Origin of the sequence: Stutzerimonas chloritidismutans AW-1 (genome assembly GCF_000495915.1) — a bacterium.
In the GTDB taxonomy this organism is placed as follows: Bacteria; Pseudomonadota; Gammaproteobacteria; order Pseudomonadales; family Pseudomonadaceae; genus Stutzerimonas; species Stutzerimonas chloritidismutans.
This window is the reverse complement of record NZ_AOFQ01000016.1, coordinates 44,660-62,026: the sequence shown is the minus strand read 5'-3', so window position 1 is coordinate 62,026 and position 17,367 is coordinate 44,660. Positions and strand designations below refer to the sequence as shown.

The 17,367-nt window shown below is 65.7% G+C and carries 16 protein-coding genes; 7 read left to right on the top strand and 9 right to left on the bottom strand.

Going from position 1 to position 17,367, the window contains the following annotated elements; all coding sequences use genetic code 11:
• Nucleotides 1-100 precede the first annotated feature (100 nt).
• The gene (locus F753_RS30485; protein WP_023444440.1) at nucleotides 101-1,114 is read left to right on the top strand and encodes an alpha/beta fold hydrolase; all 1,014 of its coding nucleotides are present in this window, start codon (nucleotides 101-103) and stop codon (nucleotides 1,112-1,114) included.
• Between the two features lie 6 nt (nucleotides 1,115-1,120).
• On the opposite strand, the gene F753_RS30480 is transcribed toward F753_RS30485, so the two are convergent.
• Both F753_RS30480 and F753_RS30475 read right to left on the bottom strand, forming a co-directional pair.
• Nucleotides 1,121-2,071 (bottom strand): alpha/beta hydrolase, encoded by a 951-nt coding sequence (locus F753_RS30480; protein WP_023444439.1) that lies wholly within the window; start codon nucleotides 2,069-2,071, stop codon nucleotides 1,121-1,123.
• 131 nt (nucleotides 2,072-2,202) lie between these two features.
• Nucleotides 2,203-3,429, bottom strand: a complete 1,227-nt coding sequence (locus F753_RS30475) for an MFS transporter (RefSeq protein ID WP_023444438.1) — start codon at nucleotides 3,427-3,429, stop codon at nucleotides 2,203-2,205.
• Nucleotides 3,430-3,805: 376 nt separating this feature from the next.
• Between F753_RS30475 and F753_RS30470 the strand changes: the two genes are divergently transcribed.
• Nucleotides 3,806-5,827 (top strand): methyl-accepting chemotaxis protein, encoded by a 2,022-nt coding sequence (locus F753_RS30470; protein WP_023444437.1) that lies wholly within the window; start codon nucleotides 3,806-3,808, stop codon nucleotides 5,825-5,827.
• 53 nt (nucleotides 5,828-5,880) lie between these two features.
• Here F753_RS30470 and F753_RS30465 read toward each other — a convergent pair whose 3' ends face one another.
• From F753_RS30465 to F753_RS30445, 5 genes are all read right to left on the bottom strand, one after another.
• A complete protein-coding gene (locus tag F753_RS30465) occupies nucleotides 5,881-6,231 on the bottom strand; it encodes a DUF3147 family protein (protein ID WP_014821149.1) in 351 nt (116 codons plus the stop codon).
• Between the two features lie 73 nt (nucleotides 6,232-6,304).
• A complete protein-coding gene (locus tag F753_RS30460) occupies nucleotides 6,305-6,985 on the bottom strand; it encodes a hypothetical protein (RefSeq protein ID WP_023444436.1) in 681 nt (226 codons plus the stop codon).
• A 12-nt stretch (nucleotides 6,986-6,997) separates the two neighbouring features.
• Nucleotides 6,998-7,729, bottom strand: coding sequence for a HupE/UreJ family protein (locus F753_RS30455; RefSeq protein ID WP_023444435.1), 732 nt, complete (start codon nucleotides 7,727-7,729; stop codon nucleotides 6,998-7,000).
• A gap of 57 nt (nucleotides 7,730-7,786) precedes the next feature.
• Nucleotides 7,787-8,143: a hypothetical protein gene (locus F753_RS30450; protein ID WP_023444434.1), complete on the bottom strand. Its 357-nt coding sequence runs from the start codon at nucleotides 8,141-8,143 to the stop codon at nucleotides 7,787-7,789.
• A gap of 210 nt (nucleotides 8,144-8,353) precedes the next feature.
• Nucleotides 8,354-10,201, bottom strand: coding sequence for an SLC13 family permease (locus tag F753_RS30445; RefSeq protein ID WP_023444433.1), 1,848 nt, complete (start codon nucleotides 10,199-10,201; stop codon nucleotides 8,354-8,356).
• A 229-nt stretch (nucleotides 10,202-10,430) separates the two neighbouring features.
• Between F753_RS30445 and F753_RS30440 the strand changes: the two genes are divergently transcribed.
• A complete protein-coding gene (locus F753_RS30440) occupies nucleotides 10,431-11,387 on the top strand; it encodes an alpha/beta hydrolase family protein (RefSeq protein ID WP_023444432.1) in 957 nt (318 codons plus the stop codon).
• Nucleotides 11,384-11,860 (top strand): GreA/GreB family elongation factor, encoded by a 477-nt coding sequence (locus F753_RS30435; protein ID WP_023444431.1) that lies wholly within the window; start codon nucleotides 11,384-11,386, stop codon nucleotides 11,858-11,860. The genes F753_RS30440 and F753_RS30435 overlap by 4 nt, the downstream gene beginning before the upstream one ends.
• A 108-nt stretch (nucleotides 11,861-11,968) precedes the next feature.
• Here the strand turns inward: F753_RS30435 and F753_RS30430 are convergent, their stop codons facing one another.
• The gene (locus F753_RS30430; protein ID WP_023444430.1) at nucleotides 11,969-13,909 is read right to left on the bottom strand and encodes a DNA topoisomerase III; all 1,941 of its coding nucleotides are present in this window, start codon (nucleotides 13,907-13,909) and stop codon (nucleotides 11,969-11,971) included.
• A gap of 188 nt (nucleotides 13,910-14,097) precedes the next feature.
• On the opposite strand from F753_RS30430, the gene F753_RS30425 reads away from it, so the two are divergent.
• Nucleotides 14,098-14,310: a DUF3079 domain-containing protein gene (locus F753_RS30425; RefSeq protein WP_023444429.1), complete on the top strand. Its 213-nt coding sequence runs from the start codon at nucleotides 14,098-14,100 to the stop codon at nucleotides 14,308-14,310.
• A gap of 7 nt (nucleotides 14,311-14,317) precedes the next feature.
• Here the strand turns inward: F753_RS30425 and F753_RS30420 are convergent, their stop codons facing one another.
• Entirely contained in the window at nucleotides 14,318-15,547 is a 1,230-nt protein-coding gene (locus F753_RS30420; protein ID WP_023444428.1) for a dicarboxylate/amino acid:cation symporter, read from the bottom strand.
• A 195-nt stretch (nucleotides 15,548-15,742) separates the two neighbouring features.
• On the opposite strand from F753_RS30420, the gene F753_RS30415 reads away from it, so the two are divergent.
• Nucleotides 15,743-16,066, top strand: a complete 324-nt coding sequence (locus F753_RS30415) for a hypothetical protein (protein WP_023444427.1) — start codon at nucleotides 15,743-15,745, stop codon at nucleotides 16,064-16,066.
• A gap of 72 nt (nucleotides 16,067-16,138) precedes the next feature.
• Entirely contained in the window at nucleotides 16,139-16,864 is a 726-nt protein-coding gene (locus F753_RS30410; RefSeq protein ID WP_031297321.1) for an SIMPL domain-containing protein, read from the top strand.
• Nucleotides 16,865-17,367: the final 503 nt, after the last annotated feature.

Here is a 17,367-nt window from a genome sequence, read left to right as displayed (position 1 = left end):
CGGTCGGGACATGCATTGTGGCAATCCGACCGCGAACCCGGCTGCACGAATGCATTCCTATGTACGGAGTTTCCCGATTCGTACCGAACAGGAGTCGCGCGTGAAAACAGCCGTGTCCGCCCTGGCGCTTGCCGCCGGTCTAACCCTGAGCCTGCCGCTGCTGGCCGAAAGCCGAACCGCCTACGGCCCGCAGCTGGAAGGCTTCAGCTATCCGCACCCGCTCAAGCACTACCGTTTCGAGTCCCAGGGCAAGGCGCTGGAAATGGCCTTCATGGACGTCGAGCCGCAGGGCAAGGCGAACGGCCGCACGGCGCTGTTGCTGCATGGCAAGAACTTCTGCGGGGCGACCTGGGAGCGCACCATCGAGGTGCTCAGCCAGGCCGGTTACCGGGTCATCGCTCCCGATCAGGTCGGTTTCTGCAGATCGAGCAAGCCCGAGGGTTACCAGTTCAGCTTCGCCCAGCTGGCGCACAACACCCAGGCGCTGCTGGAGCAGGAGAGCATCGAACAGGTCACCGTGATCGGCCATTCCATGGGTGGCATGCTGGCGGCGCGACTGGCGCTGAACTACCCACAGCGAGTCGAGCAGCTGGTACTGGTCAACCCCATCGGTCTGGAAGACTGGCAGGCCGAGGGTGTGCCCTACGCCTCGATCGATCAGCTCTATCAGTCGGAACTCAAAACCGATTTCGACAGCATCAAGGCCTACCAGCAGAAGTTCTACTACAACGGCAGCTGGAAGCCGGAGTACGACCGTTGGGTCGGCATGCTCGCCGGAATGTATGCCGGGGACGGCAAGGACCAGGTCGCCTGGAACCAGGCGCAGACTTCGGAGATGGTTTTCACCCAGCCGGTGATCCATGAGTTTTCGCGGATCAGGACGCCGACCTTGCTGCTGATCGGCGGGCTGGATCGCACCGCGCCGGGCGCCAACCGTGCGCCGCAGGATGTCGCCAAGCGCCTGGGCAACTATCCCGAGCTGGGTCGCCAGGCCGCCGCGATGATTCCCGACGCCAAGCTGGTGGCCTTCCCCGATCTGGGGCATTCGCCCCAGGTCGAGGCGCCGGAAGCGTTTCACCGTGCCTTGCTCGAAGGGTTGGAGGCCAAGCGCTAAGGCTGGCTAGCCGCGCTCCGCTGCTTTTGCCTGCGGCGGCTGCGTGGCACCCAGTCGCTGCTGCTCGCCGGATTCCAGCAGCGCCTGCAGCGCTCGGCCATAGGCGCCGAGCGCCACGCGCAGGCTGTTGTTGTGGGTGGCGCCTTCGACCAGCAGCAATTGCTTGGGTTGGCGCGCAGCCTGATACAGCTGCTCGCTGAAACGCGGCGGCACATAGCGGTCATCAGTGCCGTGCACCACCAGCAGCGGCATGCCGATCTGGTCGATCTTCTCTAGCGAATCGAACTTCTGCGACAGCAGCCAGCGCACCGGCAGCGTGGTGTCGGACACGGCTGTCGCCACGTCCGCCAGCGAGGTGAAGGTCGACTCGATGATCAGCGCGCGCGCCTCGGCCGGTACGTTGTCGCGCTCGGCCTGCTGCCCGAGTTCGGCGGCCAGGTCGACAGCCACCGCGCCGCCGAGGGAATGCCCGTAGATGAAGCGCTTGCCGGCGTCCGGCTGCAGCGTCTTCAGGCGCTCCCAGCCGATGCGCGCGTCGGCATAGACGCTGCGTTCCGACGGCAGATCGCCAAGGCTCTGGCCGAAGCCGCGGTAGTCGATGGCCAGCACCGAGAAGCCCAGCGCGCGCAGCTGTTCCAGACGAAAAAGGTGGCCGGTGAGGTTCCAGCGCACGCCGTGCAGGTAGAGCAGGGCGGGCGCATCGGCGTCGGCGGCCGGCCACCACCAGGCATGAATGTTCTGTTCGTCACCGAACGCGGAATCGGTCAGCTGCAGCTCCTCGACGCCACGCGGTAGGCCGCTGAACCAGGACGCGGTGCCCGGTTCGATACGGAACACCAGCTCACGCTCTTTCTGTTCGAGCACCGAACAGCCGACCGGCAGGCCAACGGTGAACAGGGTAATCAGCAGCAGGCAGAGCCGCCGGGCTTTGCTGCGGAACAGGAAGAAATGCTGCAAGGTCAGGGTCTCGAAATCAGGAATCGTAGATAGGACCCGCTTGCCGAATGATCTGCAAGGCGGGCCATCGCTTCACTGATTACTGCATGTTGCGCGCCATTGTCGTCACGAGCGGACGGCCGGCTTCGGCCTCAGGAGCAGCAGGTCGCCTGCCCGGCATCGGCGTCCTGTACCGCGCGCTCGATCTTCCAGGCCCAGGCGAACACCAGCAGACCGCCAACGGCGGTGGCGGCGCCGATATAGCCGGTGGATGTCCAGCCGAAACCGGCGGTGATCGCCAGCCCGCCCAGCCACGGACCAAGGGCATTGGCGATGTTGAAGGCGGCATGATTGGACGCCGCGGCGAGGGTCTGCGCATCGGCGGCGACATCCATCAGGTGGGTCTGCAGCGCGGGCGACAGCGACACCATCGTGCCCACCGCGAATACCGCCGGAAAGATCGTCCACACCGAGTGCGCTGCCAGCGGGAATACCAGCAGCACCAGCGCGCTCCACAGTAGCAGCCAGGCGACCGCCTTGAAGCGCAGCCGATCGAACAGCCAGCCGCCGACCAGATTGCCGACAATGCCGCCAAGGCCGAACGCGGCGAGGGCAAACGGAATCCAGCCGGCGCTAACGCCGGTGACGTTCAGCAACGTCGGCGCCATGTAGCTGAACACACAGAACATGCCGGCGAAGCCGATCGAGCTGATCGCCAGCGCCAGCCAGACCTGTGGCCGGTTGAACGCACGGATTTCGTGCAGCGGGCTGTTGCGCGGTTCGTTGCGGTTCGGCGGCAGGAACAGCGCCACCAGCAGCACCGTCAGCAGGGCGATGGCACCAACCAGGGCGAACGCATAGCGCCAGCTCGCCCATTGTCCGAGCCAGGTGGCCAGCGGGTTGCCGATCAGGATCGCCACGGTCAGCCCCATCAGCACGCGGGCGACGGCCTGGGCGCGTTTGTCCGGCGGCACCATGGAAGCAGCCACCAGCATCGCCACGCCGAAATAGGCGCCGTGGGGCAGGCCGGTGACGAAGCGAAAGATCATCAGCGTCGAGTAATCCGGCGCCAGGGCGCTGGCGAAGTTGCCCAAGGCGAAGAAACCCATCAGCAACAGCAGCAGGTGCCGACGGAACAGCCGTGAGCCGAGGATCGCCAGTAACGGTGCGCCCACCACCACGCCCAGGGCGTAGGTGCTGATCACGTTGCCGACCTGGGGTTCGCTGATGCCCAGCCCCTCGGCCACGTTCGGCATCAGGCCCATGATGGCGAACTCACCGGTGCCGATGGCGAAGCCACCCATGGCCAGCGCCAGTTCGAGCAGCAGCACGGCGCGGGCGGAAAGGGGCGGAGTCGCTGTGGTGGCTGGCGCCGTCATGGTTACCTCGTTGCGTTGAAAAGGGGCGGCATTATTCACGCTGGTTCGCGCAGGTAAAGCCCTACTGCCAAAGAAGGAGATGCACTGGGTGTTTGGGAGTGCTTCAGCCCGCGGGAGTTCGCCCGTCCCGAACGGAAATTCACGGCGCCTGCCGCAGCCAAAAGGCCCATCCGGATGGATGGTCGACTGGCGCCGTTTTCCTGGCTCCCGTTCTTGATCGTGGTCACGGTGACCGCTCGGTCGGCTCCGTATTTTGCGCGGCAACTCCCGCGCGCTCGGTTGCCACTCTCAGTCTGGCTTTAGCCAGGCGCCGCGTCCGGAGTGCCACGACGTCGAGCGGCGCCGTGCAGTGCCACGTCACGTCAGGACATGTCCCATGAAATTGCTGTTTTCCCCCGCCGAACTGTTGATGAACCGGCTCAGCTATCCGATCAAATTCGGTGTGCTGGGGCTGCTGGTCTTCCTTGCCTTCGCCAGCCTGATGCTGACCCTCGCCGGCCAGCTCAACCGCACCATCGAGCGAGCGGAGAGCGAGCTGGTCGCCACAGCGCTGGCGCGCCCCTTGTCGAGCCTGATTGAGCTGACCCAGCAGCATCGCGGCGTGTCCGCCATGCTGCTCGGCGGCAACACGGCCATGGCGGATCGGCGCTCCGCCCTGCAAACCCGTGTCGATACCGCCCTGGTGGAGATGAGTCAGGCATTGGCCGAGGACAAGCGCGGCACGCGCGAGTGGCAGGCGATCGGTCGAGACTGGGATGGCATCAAGCGGGCCGTGCGAAGCTGGTCCCAGCCGCAAAGCTATGACGCGCACACCGCGCTGATCGCCCAACTACTGGACTTCCAGACCCAGGTGGCGGACGCCTACGGCCTGACCTTCGATCCCGAGCCGCAGACCTATTACCTGATGACCACCGCGGTTAGCCGCATGCCGTTTCTGATCGAGCGGCTGGGCCGCCTGCGCGGTAGTGCGTCGGCGATACTGGCCAGGGGCGAGATGAGCGAGCCGCAACGCACTGCGCTGATTGTGCTGACCGAGCAAATCAAGTCGGCGACCCAGGACATGGAGCGCAGTATCGACAAGGTGGTTGCCGAGCGGCCGGAACTCCAGCCGCCGTTGAGCCGCGCCGTCGCCACCATGCGCGAACGTGGCCAGGTGATCGATGCGGCGGTGCAGGACATGGTGGTGCGTGCTGACTTCAGCAGCACCTCGTCAGCGCAGTTCTTCGACATGACCACCGAGGCGATCAGCATCGGCTATGCGCAGATGCGCGACGTGCTGCTGCCAAGCCTGGACGGCCTGCTCGAACAGCGTATCGAGGACGCCCGACAGGTGCTGCTCGGCAACCTGACCGTGCTGCTGGTGGTGCTGGCGGTGATCGGCTATCTCTCGGTGGGTGCCTATCTGTCGGTGATGGCCAGCATCCGCAGCCTGCGCGCCGGCAGCGAGCGGCTCGCCGCTGGCGATCTGACAACCCATATCGATCTGGCTGCGCGCGACGAGCTGCGCTTCGTCGCCGGCAGCTTCAACGACATGGCCGACGCCATGCGCGGGCTGATCGGCAGCATCAAGAACAATTCCGACCATGTCGCTGACTCGGCGCGCAGCCTGGTTACCGCCTCGGGGCAGATCCATGTCGCCTCGCAGTGCCAGAGCGACGCCGCGTCGAGCATGGCGGCGGCGGTCGAAGAAATGACCGTCGGCATCGAGAGCATCGCGCGCAACGCGGGCGAGGCCGATGCACTGGCGCATCGCTCTGGCGAACTGTCGCGTCAGGGCGGTGAGATCGTCGCCGCGGTGGTCGATGAAATCAGCCAGATCGCCGTATCGGTGGGCGACTCGGCGCGTACTGTGGCCGAGCTGGGCGAACGCTCCGGGCAGATCTCGGCCATCGTCGGGGTGATCGGTGACATCGCCGCACAGACCAATCTGCTGGCGCTGAATGCGGCGATTGAAGCGGCGCGGGCCGGTGACCAGGGGCGCGGCTTCGCCGTGGTGGCTGATGAGGTGCGCAAGCTGGCCGAGCGTACCGCCAATTCCACCAAGGAGATCGCGCAGATGGTTGCGGCCATCCAGCAAGGCACAGAGGGCGCGGTACATGGCATGGAGCAGGGTGTGGTGCGAGTCAACGAGGGCGTCGCACGCGCGCAGCGGGCCGGCGAGGCCATGGGTGGCATTCGCGAGGCGGCCAATCAGGTGCTGTCCACCGTGGCGGAGATCTCCAATGCCTTGCGCGAGCAGAGCGCGGCGTCCGCCGAGATCGCCCAGCAGGTGACCACCATTGCGCGCATGGCCGAGGAGAACGGTGAGGCGGTAGGCAGCAATCACCACACTGCCAGCCGCCTCAGCGACCTTGCTGGCACCCTGCTGGACAACGTCAGCCGCTTCAAGGCGAGTTGAGCACGTGTACAGCGACGGCGCCACGTGGCGCCGTCGGCCTTAACGCCAGGCGGTCATAGCAGCTCTATGCCGAAGGGGCGCATGAGCAGCGCGAACAGCCCGAAACAGACGACCGTGATGCCTGCGCTGGCCAGCAGTGCCAGCCAGAACCCCAGCCGTGGGAGCAGCAGCGGAAACGCCAGGAACATCGGCAGGGTCGGTAGGACATACCAGAAGGTATGCCAGGCGTGGTTGGCGATCTTCTCCGGCGATTGCTTCTCCAGGTACAGCCAGATCAGCGTGAGGAGGGTGATGAGCGGCAGCGCGGCAATGAAGCCGCCGAGCTTGTCGCTACGCTTGGCCACCTCCGATACCAGCACGACCATGGCAGCGGTCAGCGCGTATTTGGTGATGATCCAGGACATGGGTTTCTCCCGTACGAGCCGCAGCCCTGGCCGAGTTTGGCCAGTGCTGCGGTGGTTACGCCGAAAACGAAACTCAGAACACCTGTTCGATGGTGATGTATTCGCCATCGGTGCGCAGAGTGAGTTTCACCGTCTCGTTGGTGCGGTTTCGCCAGAACCAGCCGTGCTTGCCGTCGAACGCGGCGACCAGTTCACCCTGCAGCTCAGGCGCATTCTTGCCCTTGCCATAGCCATGGTAGAAGCCTTTCGGTGCCTTGTAGGGATCGCCGTGGGTGTCGTAGTTGAGGCGCCCGCCATTGGCCGTCCAGTGGAAGTTCGCCTTGGCGCCTTCCTTCATTTCCAGCTTGATCTCGGTGGCCTGGTTGGGCTTGAGTGTCAGGTTCACCTCGTGCTGCTGGGTGGCGACTTTTGGTGGCTCCGGTTGCGCAGGCGTTGGCGCTGCCGCCGGGGCTGGCTCGGCCTGTGCCGCCACCGGTTCATCCTTGTCCGGCGTTGTTGCGGCAGGTTCGGCTGGAGCGGCTTCGGCCGGCGGCTGCGCTTCGGTCGCGGCTTCCTCGGCCAGGGTCTGCTTCAGCTCGCCCATCTGGGTCAGGCCCAGCAGTCGGCCGGCACCGGTCGGATCGATGGCGTACTCGGCGGGCATCACCACGGTTACCAGCAGCACGCCGGCGGCGATCAGGGCGATGAGGGTGGAGCGCAGCAGCTGGCCGCTGCTAGGCAGCTCGCTCAGGTCGGGACGTTGGTTGTTGTACATGGGGCAAATTCCTTACGAAGACAGGGCCAGGCCGGTGAGCTGGTAGCCCATCAGCAGGAAACCGGCGCTCATCATGGCGACGTTGGCGGTGTAGGCGTGGCGCCAGAAGCCGGCGGTGCGCCGCCAGTAGCCCATGGCAATGAGGATGGCGCTCAGCGCCAGCAGCTGGCCGATCTCGACGCCGACGTTGAAGGCGATCAGGTTGGCGATCAGGCCATCGGCGGCAATCTCGTATTCGAGAATCTTGGTCGCCAGGCCGAAGCCATGGATCAGGCCGAACACCAGCGTCGCGGCGCGGGTATCGGGCTGATAGCCGAACCAGCGTTGAAAGGCGCCGAGGTTGTCCAGTGCCTTGTAGACGACCGAGAAACCGATGATGGCGTCGATCAGATAGGCGCTGATGCTGATCTCCATCAGCACGCCGAGCAGCAGGGTGACCGAGTGGCCCACTGCGAACAGGGTGACGTAGAGCCCGACGTCCTTGAGTCGGTAGAGGAAGAAGATCACCCCGAAAAGGAACAGCAGGTGGTCGTAGCCGGTGATCATGTGCTTGGCGCCGAGGTAGACGAACGGCAGCAGCATCACGCCGGAGCTTTCCTGGATGAAGCCCTTGTCGCCTTCGGCCACGCCATGGGCGAGTGCGTCGGGCACGAGGAAGAACAGCAGCATGCCGAAAACCGGCAGCAGCGGGTGGCGCAGGCGTGCGTAAAACGCAGCGAGCCCGCGCAGGGATTGCGAATGCATGGAATGGTCCTGAGCTGGTGAAAAGAGTCGCCTGAGGCGACCGCGGTCGCAGCAGGATCAGGCGCGAGGTGGGCGCTCGATGCGTGACACCGGCCCTTCAGGCAGCGCGCGCCGTGGCCAGGCTGGCAGGTCGGCGCGCTCGGGCTGCGCAGACAGGCTGAGCTGAAGCATGGGATGGGGTGTTTCGTGGATGTGATCGCCAAGCGCGTGCACGTGTTGCAGCTGGCACAGCGTGCAGTTGCCGGGCTGCCATTCATGGCTGGGAGCGTGATGATGGTGATCGTCGTGCCAGTGGGCGTCAGCACCGTGCTGAGCCGCGCCGTTCAGCCACGACAGCGCATGGCCGCCCCAGCCCATCAGCATGGCGATGAGCAGTGCGGATACCAGCGGGGTCTTGAGGCGTTGGCGGATCATCAGCGATCTCGTGTTGCAGGCGTCGCACGCAAAGCAGGGTATGCCGTTTCGCCTGACACCGCGCGCTGCGCATCGTCAGGTCGACGCGATTCTGGCAGCCATCGTCGGATCTGTCTGCGTGTACTGCCATTGCTCAATGGGCTAATTTCCCTTCCGCCTTGGTAGTAGTCTGAGCGCCCGCGGACGCTGGGCACCGGTGCCACTGGCTGCTCATAGCGGCCAGATCCAGAGAATCGCCGGTACGGCGCAGAGCACCACCAGAATCGACAGCGGCAGGCCCAGCCGCCAGTAGTCGCCGAAGCGGTAGCCGCCCGGTGCCATCACCAGCGTGTTTGACTGATGCCCGATGGGCGTCAGGAAGGCACAGGAGGCACCGATCGCCACGGCCATCAGGAACGGATCAGCCGAGACGTCCATCCCACGTGCCAGGCTGATCGCCACGGGTGCGGCGAGCACTGCCGCCGCGGCGTTGTTGACCACGTTGGAGATCAGCATCACTGCCACCATCAGCAGCGCCAGTGTCGCCGCCGCTGGCAACGACTGGCCCAGTTCCAGCAGGGTTTCGGCAATCAGCTGCGAGCCTCCGCTGCTTTCCAGCGCCTCGCCGACCGGTAACATCGCCGCGACCAGCACGATGACCGGCATGTCGATGCTGTCGTAAATGCGGCCCACGGGAATCAGCCCGACCAGGATCATCACCAGCGCGCCGGTGACCAGCGCGGTGGCTGCCGGCACCAGGCCGAAGGCAATACAGGCCAGCGTGATGGCGAAGATGGCACTGGCCAGCAGCACGTTACGCGGTGTGGTGATGCTCAGCCCGCGGGACGCCAGCGGCAGGCAGCCCAGGCTGTTCAGGCTCGACTGCAGCGCGTCCTCGCGGGCTTGCAACAGCAGGATGTCGCCGCTAGCAAAGCGAATCTTGCCGAGGCGCTGGCGCAGCCGCTGCCCCTGGCGGGCGACGGCCAGCACGTTGACGCCGTGGCGCTCGCGCAGGTCGAGGCCGCTGGCGGTCGTGCCCACCAGTATCGATCCGGGGGAGACGATGGCTTCGGCCAGGGTCAGCTCACCGTGCCGGCTCTTGTGATTCTTCTCGGTCTTCTCGTCTTCGACCGCCTGCTCGGCGGCCTCCTGCTCTTTCTGTGCTTTCTCCTCCTGCTCGTCGACATGGGCCGCCAGCGCAACGCCGGTGACGTCGAGCAGCGCCTTGAGGCTGTCCGAGTCGGCCTCCACCAGCAGGATGTCGCCCTCGCGCAGCACCTCGTAGGTCGAGGGCATGCGCTGGCGCTCATCGCCGCGCACCAGGGCGATCACCTGCACATCGGCTTCGTCCTCCACCGCATTGATCAGCGCGTGCAGCGTGCGTCCGGCGTATTTGCAGCTTTCCGGTACCCGCACTTCGGTGAGGTAGGCGCTGATCTCGAACAAATCGCCGTTGCCTTCCTGTTCCTGTCGCCGCGGCACCAGCCGCCAGCCGAGCAGGGCGATAAACAGCACGCCGGCGACGGTCACCGCAGCGCCCACCGGGAGAAAGGCGAACATGCCGAACGGTGCCTCGCCAGCCTCGGCGCGATAACCGGCGATGATCAGGTTCGGCGGGGTGCCGATCAGCGTCAGAGTGCCGCCGAGCAACGAGCCGAACGCCAGTGGCATCAGCAGATACGACGGTGAGCGCCCGCTCTGGCGCGACATCCAGATCGCCACCGGCATGAACAGCGCCAGCGCGCCGACGTTGTTCATGAAGCCCGAGCTGAGCGCGACGATTCCGGTCAGTGCGGCGACCTGCGCCCATGGGCGTTCGCCGACCTGCATCAGCCGCCGTGCTACGGAATCCACCACGCCGGCGTTGAGCAGGCCACGGCTGAGGACCAGCACCGCGGCCACCGAGATCACGGCGGGATGGCCGATGCCGGAGAACACCTCGTCCGCCGGCACGACGCCGGTCAATGCGCAGGCGAGCAGCGCGCCGAGGGCGACCAGGTCGTAGCGCCAGCGATTCCATACGAACAGCACCAGCGTTGCCGCCAGTACGCCAAAGACGATCAGCTGTTCGCCGGTCATGAACTTTTCTCCAAGCCGCCAGGAACCCGCAGCGCGTCGGCGCCTTGGTTCGGGGCGGTAATGCCAGTGGAAACCAGGATGAGGTATTGCGCTGCAGGCCACCTGGCTGCAGTGGTAATGCGGCTGTCATAAACAGACTGCGGTCGCTGCGCAAAGGTGCCGGCAGGTTATGGCAAAAATGTGCGCTGCGGGGCAAGGTGGCGGCACAACAATTCGAAAGGTCCTTGCCATGCCCGAGTCCGTTGCCCTGCACTGCACCGATGGTTTCACCCTCGCCGCGCAGCTGTGGCGGCCGGCAGGCGCCGAGCGCGGCGCGGTGATCATCAGCTGCGCCACCGGGGTGCTGTCGCGCTATTACGCACGCTACGCGAGCTTTCTCACTGAGCACGGTTTTACTGCACTGACCTACGACTTTCGCGGCATCGGCGGCTCGCGGCCGCAGCGCCTGCGCGACATGCGGATGCGCTGGCGCGACTGGGGCGAGTATGACTTCGATGCCGCGGTGCGCTATATGCGTGAGCGTGATCCGCACGGGCTGCTGGTTGCAGTGGGGCATAGCGCCGGTGGCTTCATGCCGGGCTTTGCCGAAGCCGCCAGCGGGGTGGACCGCTACCTCAACGTGGCCGGGCAGTACGCCTACTGGCGCGACTACGCCGCTGATCAGCGCCTGCGTATGTACGCCAAATGGCACCTGTTCATGCCCGCGGTTACCCGGCTGTCTGGCTATTTTCCCGGCCGGCGCTTCGGCTGGCTGGAGGATCTGCCGGCGGGCGTCGCGCTGGAATGGTCCCGGCGCGGCGCGCGCCTGGAAGACAGCTACCCGCCTGACGAACACGAACTGCTGTTTAGCCGCTTCGCCGCGATTCGCGCGCCGATCCTCGCGGTCAGCACCAGTGACGACGAGTTCGCCACGCCGGCCGCCATGCGCCGCGGGCTGGGCTACTTTCGCAACAGTCCGCGCCAGCTGGTGCAGCTCAACCCGCGTGCGCTGGGCTTCGAGCGCATCGGCCATTTCGGCCTGTTCCATGATCGGCATCGCAACGGTTTCTGGCGCGAGACGCTGGAGTGGATCGCCGAGGGCCGCAATCCCTGGCTGGCCGATGCGGTCATCGAGGCGGGTGCAGCGCCGAACAGCGACGCAGCCATTCCCTTCGGCGCGCCGTCGGGCTATAAGCCTGGCCCATGAACAAGACCGCCCTTCAGCAGCAGATCATCGCCACCCTCGAAGCCGACCGCGAGGTCGCCAGGACCGTGCTCGCCGCGACCCACGAGGCCGCCACCCATGCCGAGAGCAAGGCCGAGAACAAGTACGACACCCGTGGCCTGGAAGCGGCCTACCTCGCCGACGGGCAAAGACGACGTCTGCACGAGATCGAGACAGCGCTGGCCGCCTACCGCAACCTGCATCCGACCATCGGCTCGGACGAGTACGTGCGGGTCGGAGCGCTGCTTTGCCTGGAGCACGATGGCGTCGAACGCTGGTTCTTCCTCGGCCCGGATGCCGCGGGGCTGAAATTGCAGCATGAAGGCCGGGAGATTCTGGTGATCTCGCCGCGTTCGCCGCTGGGGCACGGGCTGCTGGGGCGCCGGATCGGTGACGAAGTGGAGCTGCGGGTCAACGGCCAGCCGCAGTGCTATGAGGTGCTGGAGATTCACTAGGGCAGCTGCTTGTTTCGGGCTGGTCTGGGGTAGGCGCGATTCGCGGTCAAGAACGCTCCCGCGCTGCGCCTACCGAGTCTGGAAAAGTAACCACCCCCGAGCTGTGGCTCAGTCTGCGGTTGCCGGCTTGCGTCGGCGAGCCGGTTTGCGTGGTGCGGCGCTGCGTTTCTTCTTCCATGGTTTTCCGCCGCGGCCGGCGGCCATCGGCGGGCCGCTGATGGTCATGCGCAGACCGGCGCAACGTTCGACCAGCTTGCTCATCCACGCCGACTGTTTGGCGACGAATTCTTCCAGCGGCATCTCGCCGCTCTGCACCATGTCCAGCGCCTGCTCCCAGATCGCCGTAGTCCCGGGATCGGCGATCGGCCGCGGCACGGCGTCGATCAGGCTGAACGCCGCCGGCGTCGCCGCCAGTGCCTTGCCCTGGCGAACCAGATAGCCGCGGTCGAGCAGGCCCTGGATGATTCCGGCGCGGGTCGCCTCGGTGCCGATGCCGGTGGTGTCCTTGAGTTTCTGTTTCAACCGCGGGTCATCCACCAGCTTGGCGACGCTCTTCATCGCCTTGATCAGGTCGCCTTCGGTGAAAGGCTTCGGCGGCTGGGTCTGCTGGTCCTTGAGCGTGATCTCGCCCACCGCGTAGTCCTGGCCTTGTTGCAATGCCGGAAGGCTCTGCGGCGCGGCTGCTTCGCGATTGCCCCGTGCCGGCGCCAGCGCTTCGGGCATGGCGCGTTTCCAGCCCGGTTCGACGATGCGCTTGCCCACCGCCCGCAGCGCCTGGCCGGCGCAGTCGAAGTCAGCCTGGGTGCGGTCGTACTCGTGGTTGGGCAGGAACTGCGCCAGGTAGCGCGCGCGGATCAACTCATACACCGCGTGCGGGCGCCCGGCCAGGCGTTCCAGACCACGCGCCGCGGCGGTGGGGATGATGCCGTGGTGGGCGCCGACCTTGGCGTCGTTCCAGGCCCGCGAGCGGCGCGACAGGTCCAGATGCGGCTGCAGCGCCGCGAGCGTCGGGTCGGCTTGAGTCAGCGCAGCGACGATGGCCCGGGCTTCGCCGTGCTGGCTCAGCGGCAGGTAGCCGCAATCGCTGCGTGGGTAGGTGATCAGCTTGTGGGTTTCGTACAGCGCCTGGGCGATGTCGAGGGTTTCCTGGGCACCGAGGCCGAGCTTCTTCGAGCAGACTTCCTGCAGCGTGCCGAGATCGAACGGCAGCGGCGCGGCCTCGCGCTGACGCTCGGTCTTGAGCTTCAGCAGACGGGCGCTGGCGGCGTTGCGCATGGCGTCCGCAGCCTGCTGCGCACGAGCCTGATCGAGGCAGCGGCCCTGGTCATCGCAATGGTCGTCCGGCGCCTGCCATTGCGCGGTGAACGCGGTGCCATCGGCGAGCAGCTGCACATCGATGGCCCAGAACGGCACCGGGATGAAGTCGGCGATGCTGCGGTCGCGGTCCACTACCAGACGCAGCGTTGGCGTCTGCACGCGGCCCACCGGCAGCACGCCCTGGTAGCCGGACTGGCGGCCGAGCAGGGTGAACAGCCGGCTCATGTTCATGCCGATCAGCCAGTCGGCACGCGAGCGGCCAAGGGCGGCATGGTAGAGATTGAAGGTCTCGGCGCCGGGTTTGAGCGCGGCCAGCGCCTTGCGGATCGAGGCATCGTCCAGGGCCGACAGCCACAGCCGGCGGATCGGCCCGCGATAGCGGCAATGCTCGACCAGCTCGCGGGCGATCATCTCGCCTTCGCGGTCGGCGTCGGTGGCGATCACCAGTTCGCTGCATTCGCCGAGCAGGCGCTTGACCGCCTTGAACTGGCTGGCGGTCTTCGGCTTGACCAGCATCTTCCAGCGCTCCGGCACGATCGGCAGGTCGGCCAGCACCCAGCGCTTGTAGCGCGGGTCATAGGCATCCGGCGGCGCGGTTTCCAGCAGATGGCCGATGCACCAGGTCACCGTCACCCCGGCGCCCTGCAGGCAGCCGTCGCCACGCCGGTTGGCGCCGAGCACCTTGGCGATGTCGCGGGCCTGGGAAGGTTTTTCGCAGAGATAGAGTTGCATGGAGGCTGTGACGGCAGCGGTCGATGGCGCGAAGCATGTGCACAAACGGCGCTTCAGGCAATCTTTATCTGTATGTGCATACAGTTGTTGTGCGCCGATACCGGTCGTTCTTGAGCATGATCAAGTCTGGCGGCGGCGAGGAGGCTTAGCCTGTGGCCACTGCAACAACGCCAGAAAAGGCACGCGCAATGGCCAAGAAATTTCCCCTCGAACCTTCCCACCCCGAACGTGTGTGCTGGGGCTGCGACCGCTATTGCCCGGCAACTTCGATGGCCTGTGGCAACGGCGCGGGCCGCACCCAGCATCCGGCGGAAATGTTCGGTGAGGACTGGTATCTGGACGAATGCTGGGGCATCGACCCGGAGCAGATCGCCAAGACCCGCAAGGAGTCGTCGACCTGATGCTGCGCTAGGCGCGATCGGCGAAACGCTGCACCACCACACTGCCGATGATGTCGCCCTCGACGTTGACCGCCGTGCGCACCGTGTCCAGCAGGCGGTCGATCGGCAGCAGGATCGCCACCGCCTCGGCCGGCAGGCCGACCGCCTGCAACACCATCACCATGGTCACCATGCCGGCGCTGGGAATTCCCGGCGCGCCGGTCGAGGCGATCATCGCCGTGAAGAACACCACCGCCTGCTGCGCCAGGCTCAACTCGATACCCATCAGGTTGGCGACGAACAGCGCAGCTGCCGCTTCGTAGAGCGCTGTGCCGTCCATGTTCATGGTCGCGCCCAGCGGCAGCACGAAGCCGGCGATGCCCGGGCGCACCTTGAGGTTGTCCTCCGCGCAACGCAGGGAGATCGGCAATGTCGCCGCACTGGAGCTGGTGGCAAACGCCGTGATCAGCGCCTCGCGGGTTCCACGGAAAAACCACAGCGGCGACTTGCCGGTCGTGAGGAAGAGAATGCCTGGCAGCACCACGATGCCGTGAAACAGCGTGGTGGCGAACACCAGCACGATGAAGCCGCCGACGGCGCTGAGCAGCGCCACATCCTGCTCGGCCACCAGCTTGATCAGCAGCGCGAGGATGCCCAGCGGCGCCAGGCGCATGATCCAGCTGATGATGCGCATCATCAACTCGAGAAATTCCTGCAGCACCACGAGGATATTGCGGTAGCGGTCGCCCCCGGCCACCAGCGCGATGCCGATGAACATGGCGAACACCACGACGGCCAGGATGCTGCCGTTGGCCAGCGCGGCGAAGGGGTTCTGGAACAGGTTGGCGAAGAAGTGCAGGAAGAACTCCGGCAGCGTCAGCTGACGCGCCTCGAAGTCGTTCATCGCCTCGGCGAACAGATCCAGCGACAGCCCCGCGCCCGGCTTGAAGATGTTCGCCGCGACCAGCGCCACCAGCATCGCCGCACTGGTGGTGAGGGTGAAGTAGACCAGGGCGCCGCCCCACACCCGGTGCACCTGATGGTGCGCCTGCAGATTGGCCACGCCGACCACGATGGAGGTGAAGATCAGCGGGATCAGCACCATCTTCAGCAGGCCGATGAAGATGCTCCCGGCCAGGGTGCTTGCATAGAGCACGCCCTCGCGTACGGGCGCTTCGGTCGGCAGTGTGCCGGTCAGCCAGCCGATGGCGACACCCAGGCAGGCCGCGACAAGAATCTGCAGGTTGAGACTGGGCAAAGGGGTGGCTCCTCGGATCGGTAGCGGTGGCGCTAAGCAAAAGAATGAACGCTGCGGCAAAAGTTCGCATCGCGCGGGGCGCAATCATACAGACGCAACGCAACCGACGTGCCAATGACCTGGCGTCGGCCGGCCGCTGACAAAAGCCGCGCAGCTGGGTTTTCATGACTGGGCAGGTAGAGGAGGGCGCGAGTCATGAGCGATCAGGACATCGAACAACGCATCGCCCGCGACATCGCCAGATGGCAGCGCGGCGTGCAGGAAAAAGGCGAACCGCTGGTGGTGGACGAAGGCTGGCTGCAGACGCCACCGGGCCTGCGCTTGCCGTTCTCGGTGCTGAAGAGCGCCGGGGTGCCGCCCCGGGAAGTGGAATTGCTGGCGCAGCGTGCCGCGTTGCGCGAACGGCTGGAGGCCTGCAGCGATACGCAGCAGTGCGCGCGGCTGGAGCGCGCGCTGAGCGAGCTGGAGCAGCACATTGCCTTCCGGCTGGAGGCGTTGCAGCGCCTGGGCCGCGGTTGAGCGCTGGTGACTGGTGTTCGCACGGCGCTGGAGTAGCATGCGCATTCGGTCAATTCCTAAGGGGAGAAGCACGTGGCTACAGCACGAATCGGATTTCTGCCGGCGGCGTTGATCGCCGCGGCAGTGGCCTTCGCCGGTTGGTCGGTGGGGCAGGGCGTTGAGCGTTTCCGCATGGCCGACCGCACGGTGACGGTCAAGGGCCTAGCGGAGATGGACGTGAAGAGCGACTTTGCGGTTTGGACGCTGGGCTTCCGCCGTGGTGGCGATCAGTTCGCCGAGGTGCAGAGGGGGTTGAGCGAGGATCGCCAGCTGGTGCTGGATTTCCTCCGCGAGCAGGGCTTCACCGACGCGGAGATCGAAGTGCGACCGTTGCAGGTCCAAGATCTGCTGGCGCGTGAATGGGCCTCGCGTGATGTGGCGCTGCGCTTCAATGGCCAGGGTCAGGTGCTGGTCAAGTCAGAGCGCGTCGACGCGGTGGGCAAGGCGGCCAATGCCATCGATCCGCTGATCTTGGCCGGTGTTCAGCTGGATACCGAGATGAACGGCTTTGCCGGGCCGCGTTATCAGTTGCGTGGGTTCAATGAGCTCAAGCCGCAGCTGCTGGAAGCCGCCACCAGCAATGCCCGTGAGCAGGCGACGCGTTTTGCCGAAGATGCTGGTGCCACGCTGGGGCGCTTGAAGAATGCCAACCAGGGGGTGATTCGGGTGATCGATGACGATGGCAGCGATATGGACAGTGGGCGGACCGTGGGGAAACGGCTGCGGGTGGTGAGTACGTTTGAGTACACGTTGGATTGAGCGCGGACTGTTTGGCCCCGGTGTGTTTGGGGGCGGCGAGCTTTGCTTTTGATGCCGATTGCCGAGTCGCTTGAGAGCTTGGTTTCGCCCTGCTGGGCGAGTCACTTTTTCCAGGCGCTGAAAAAGTAACCAAAAACGCTTTGCCCCTGCATCCGGCCCCGGCTTCGCCGGGGTTCGTTCTCTCCGCCGCCGCTCCGAGGGTCGCCGTACAAGGGCCATCCATGGCCCTATACGGCTCTCGCCGCATCCCTGCGGCTCGCCCCTCTCCACGACGACTCCGTTTACCCTCCTGAAGGGGCGAATTGGCGTCGCCTGATGGTTCTTTCAATCGATCAAAAAAACTACAAACTAAGCTTCTGACCTGTCAGGCAACTCGGACTCGTTCCCCGTCAGGAGGCCGAGCGCAGGCGTTGCTTAGGGGGACGCGAGGCAGGACGCCGAGCGAGGAGTGAAGGGACAGGGACGTCCCTTCGTGAGGGGGTGCCGAGCCCGGCCCCCCGGAG

What these genes read in the sequence shown, in the direction of transcription:
- F753_RS30425 (WP_023444429.1), top strand. Translation starts at nt 14,098, where the DNA reads ATGGCCAAGAAATTTCCCCTCGAACCTTCCCACCCCGAACGTGTGTGC.
- F753_RS30475 (WP_023444438.1), bottom strand. Translation starts at nt 3,429, where the DNA reads ATGACGGCGCCAGCCACCACAGCGACTCCGCCCCTTTCCGCCCGCGCC.
- F753_RS30465 (WP_014821149.1), bottom strand. Translation starts at nt 6,231, where the DNA reads ATGTCCTGGATCATCACCAAATACGCGCTGACCGCTGCCATGGTCGTG.
- F753_RS30455 (WP_023444435.1), bottom strand. Translation starts at nt 7,729, where the DNA reads ATGCATTCGCAATCCCTGCGCGGGCTCGCTGCGTTTTACGCACGCCTG.
- F753_RS30460 (WP_023444436.1), bottom strand. Translation starts at nt 6,985, where the DNA reads ATGTACAACAACCAACGTCCCGACCTGAGCGAGCTGCCTAGCAGCGGC.
- F753_RS30435 (WP_023444431.1), top strand. Translation starts at nt 11,384, where the DNA reads ATGAACAAGACCGCCCTTCAGCAGCAGATCATCGCCACCCTCGAAGCC.
- F753_RS30430 (WP_023444430.1), bottom strand. Translation starts at nt 13,909, where the DNA reads ATGCAACTCTATCTCTGCGAAAAACCTTCCCAGGCCCGCGACATCGCC.
- F753_RS30450 (WP_023444434.1), bottom strand. Translation starts at nt 8,143, where the DNA reads ATGATCCGCCAACGCCTCAAGACCCCGCTGGTATCCGCACTGCTCATC.
- F753_RS30445 (WP_023444433.1), bottom strand. Translation starts at nt 10,201, where the DNA reads ATGACCGGCGAACAGCTGATCGTCTTTGGCGTACTGGCGGCAACGCTG.
- F753_RS30440 (WP_023444432.1), top strand. Translation starts at nt 10,431, where the DNA reads ATGCCCGAGTCCGTTGCCCTGCACTGCACCGATGGTTTCACCCTCGCC.
- F753_RS30470 (WP_023444437.1), top strand. Translation starts at nt 3,806, where the DNA reads ATGAAATTGCTGTTTTCCCCCGCCGAACTGTTGATGAACCGGCTCAGC.
- F753_RS30415 (WP_023444427.1), top strand. Translation starts at nt 15,743, where the DNA reads ATGAGCGATCAGGACATCGAACAACGCATCGCCCGCGACATCGCCAGA.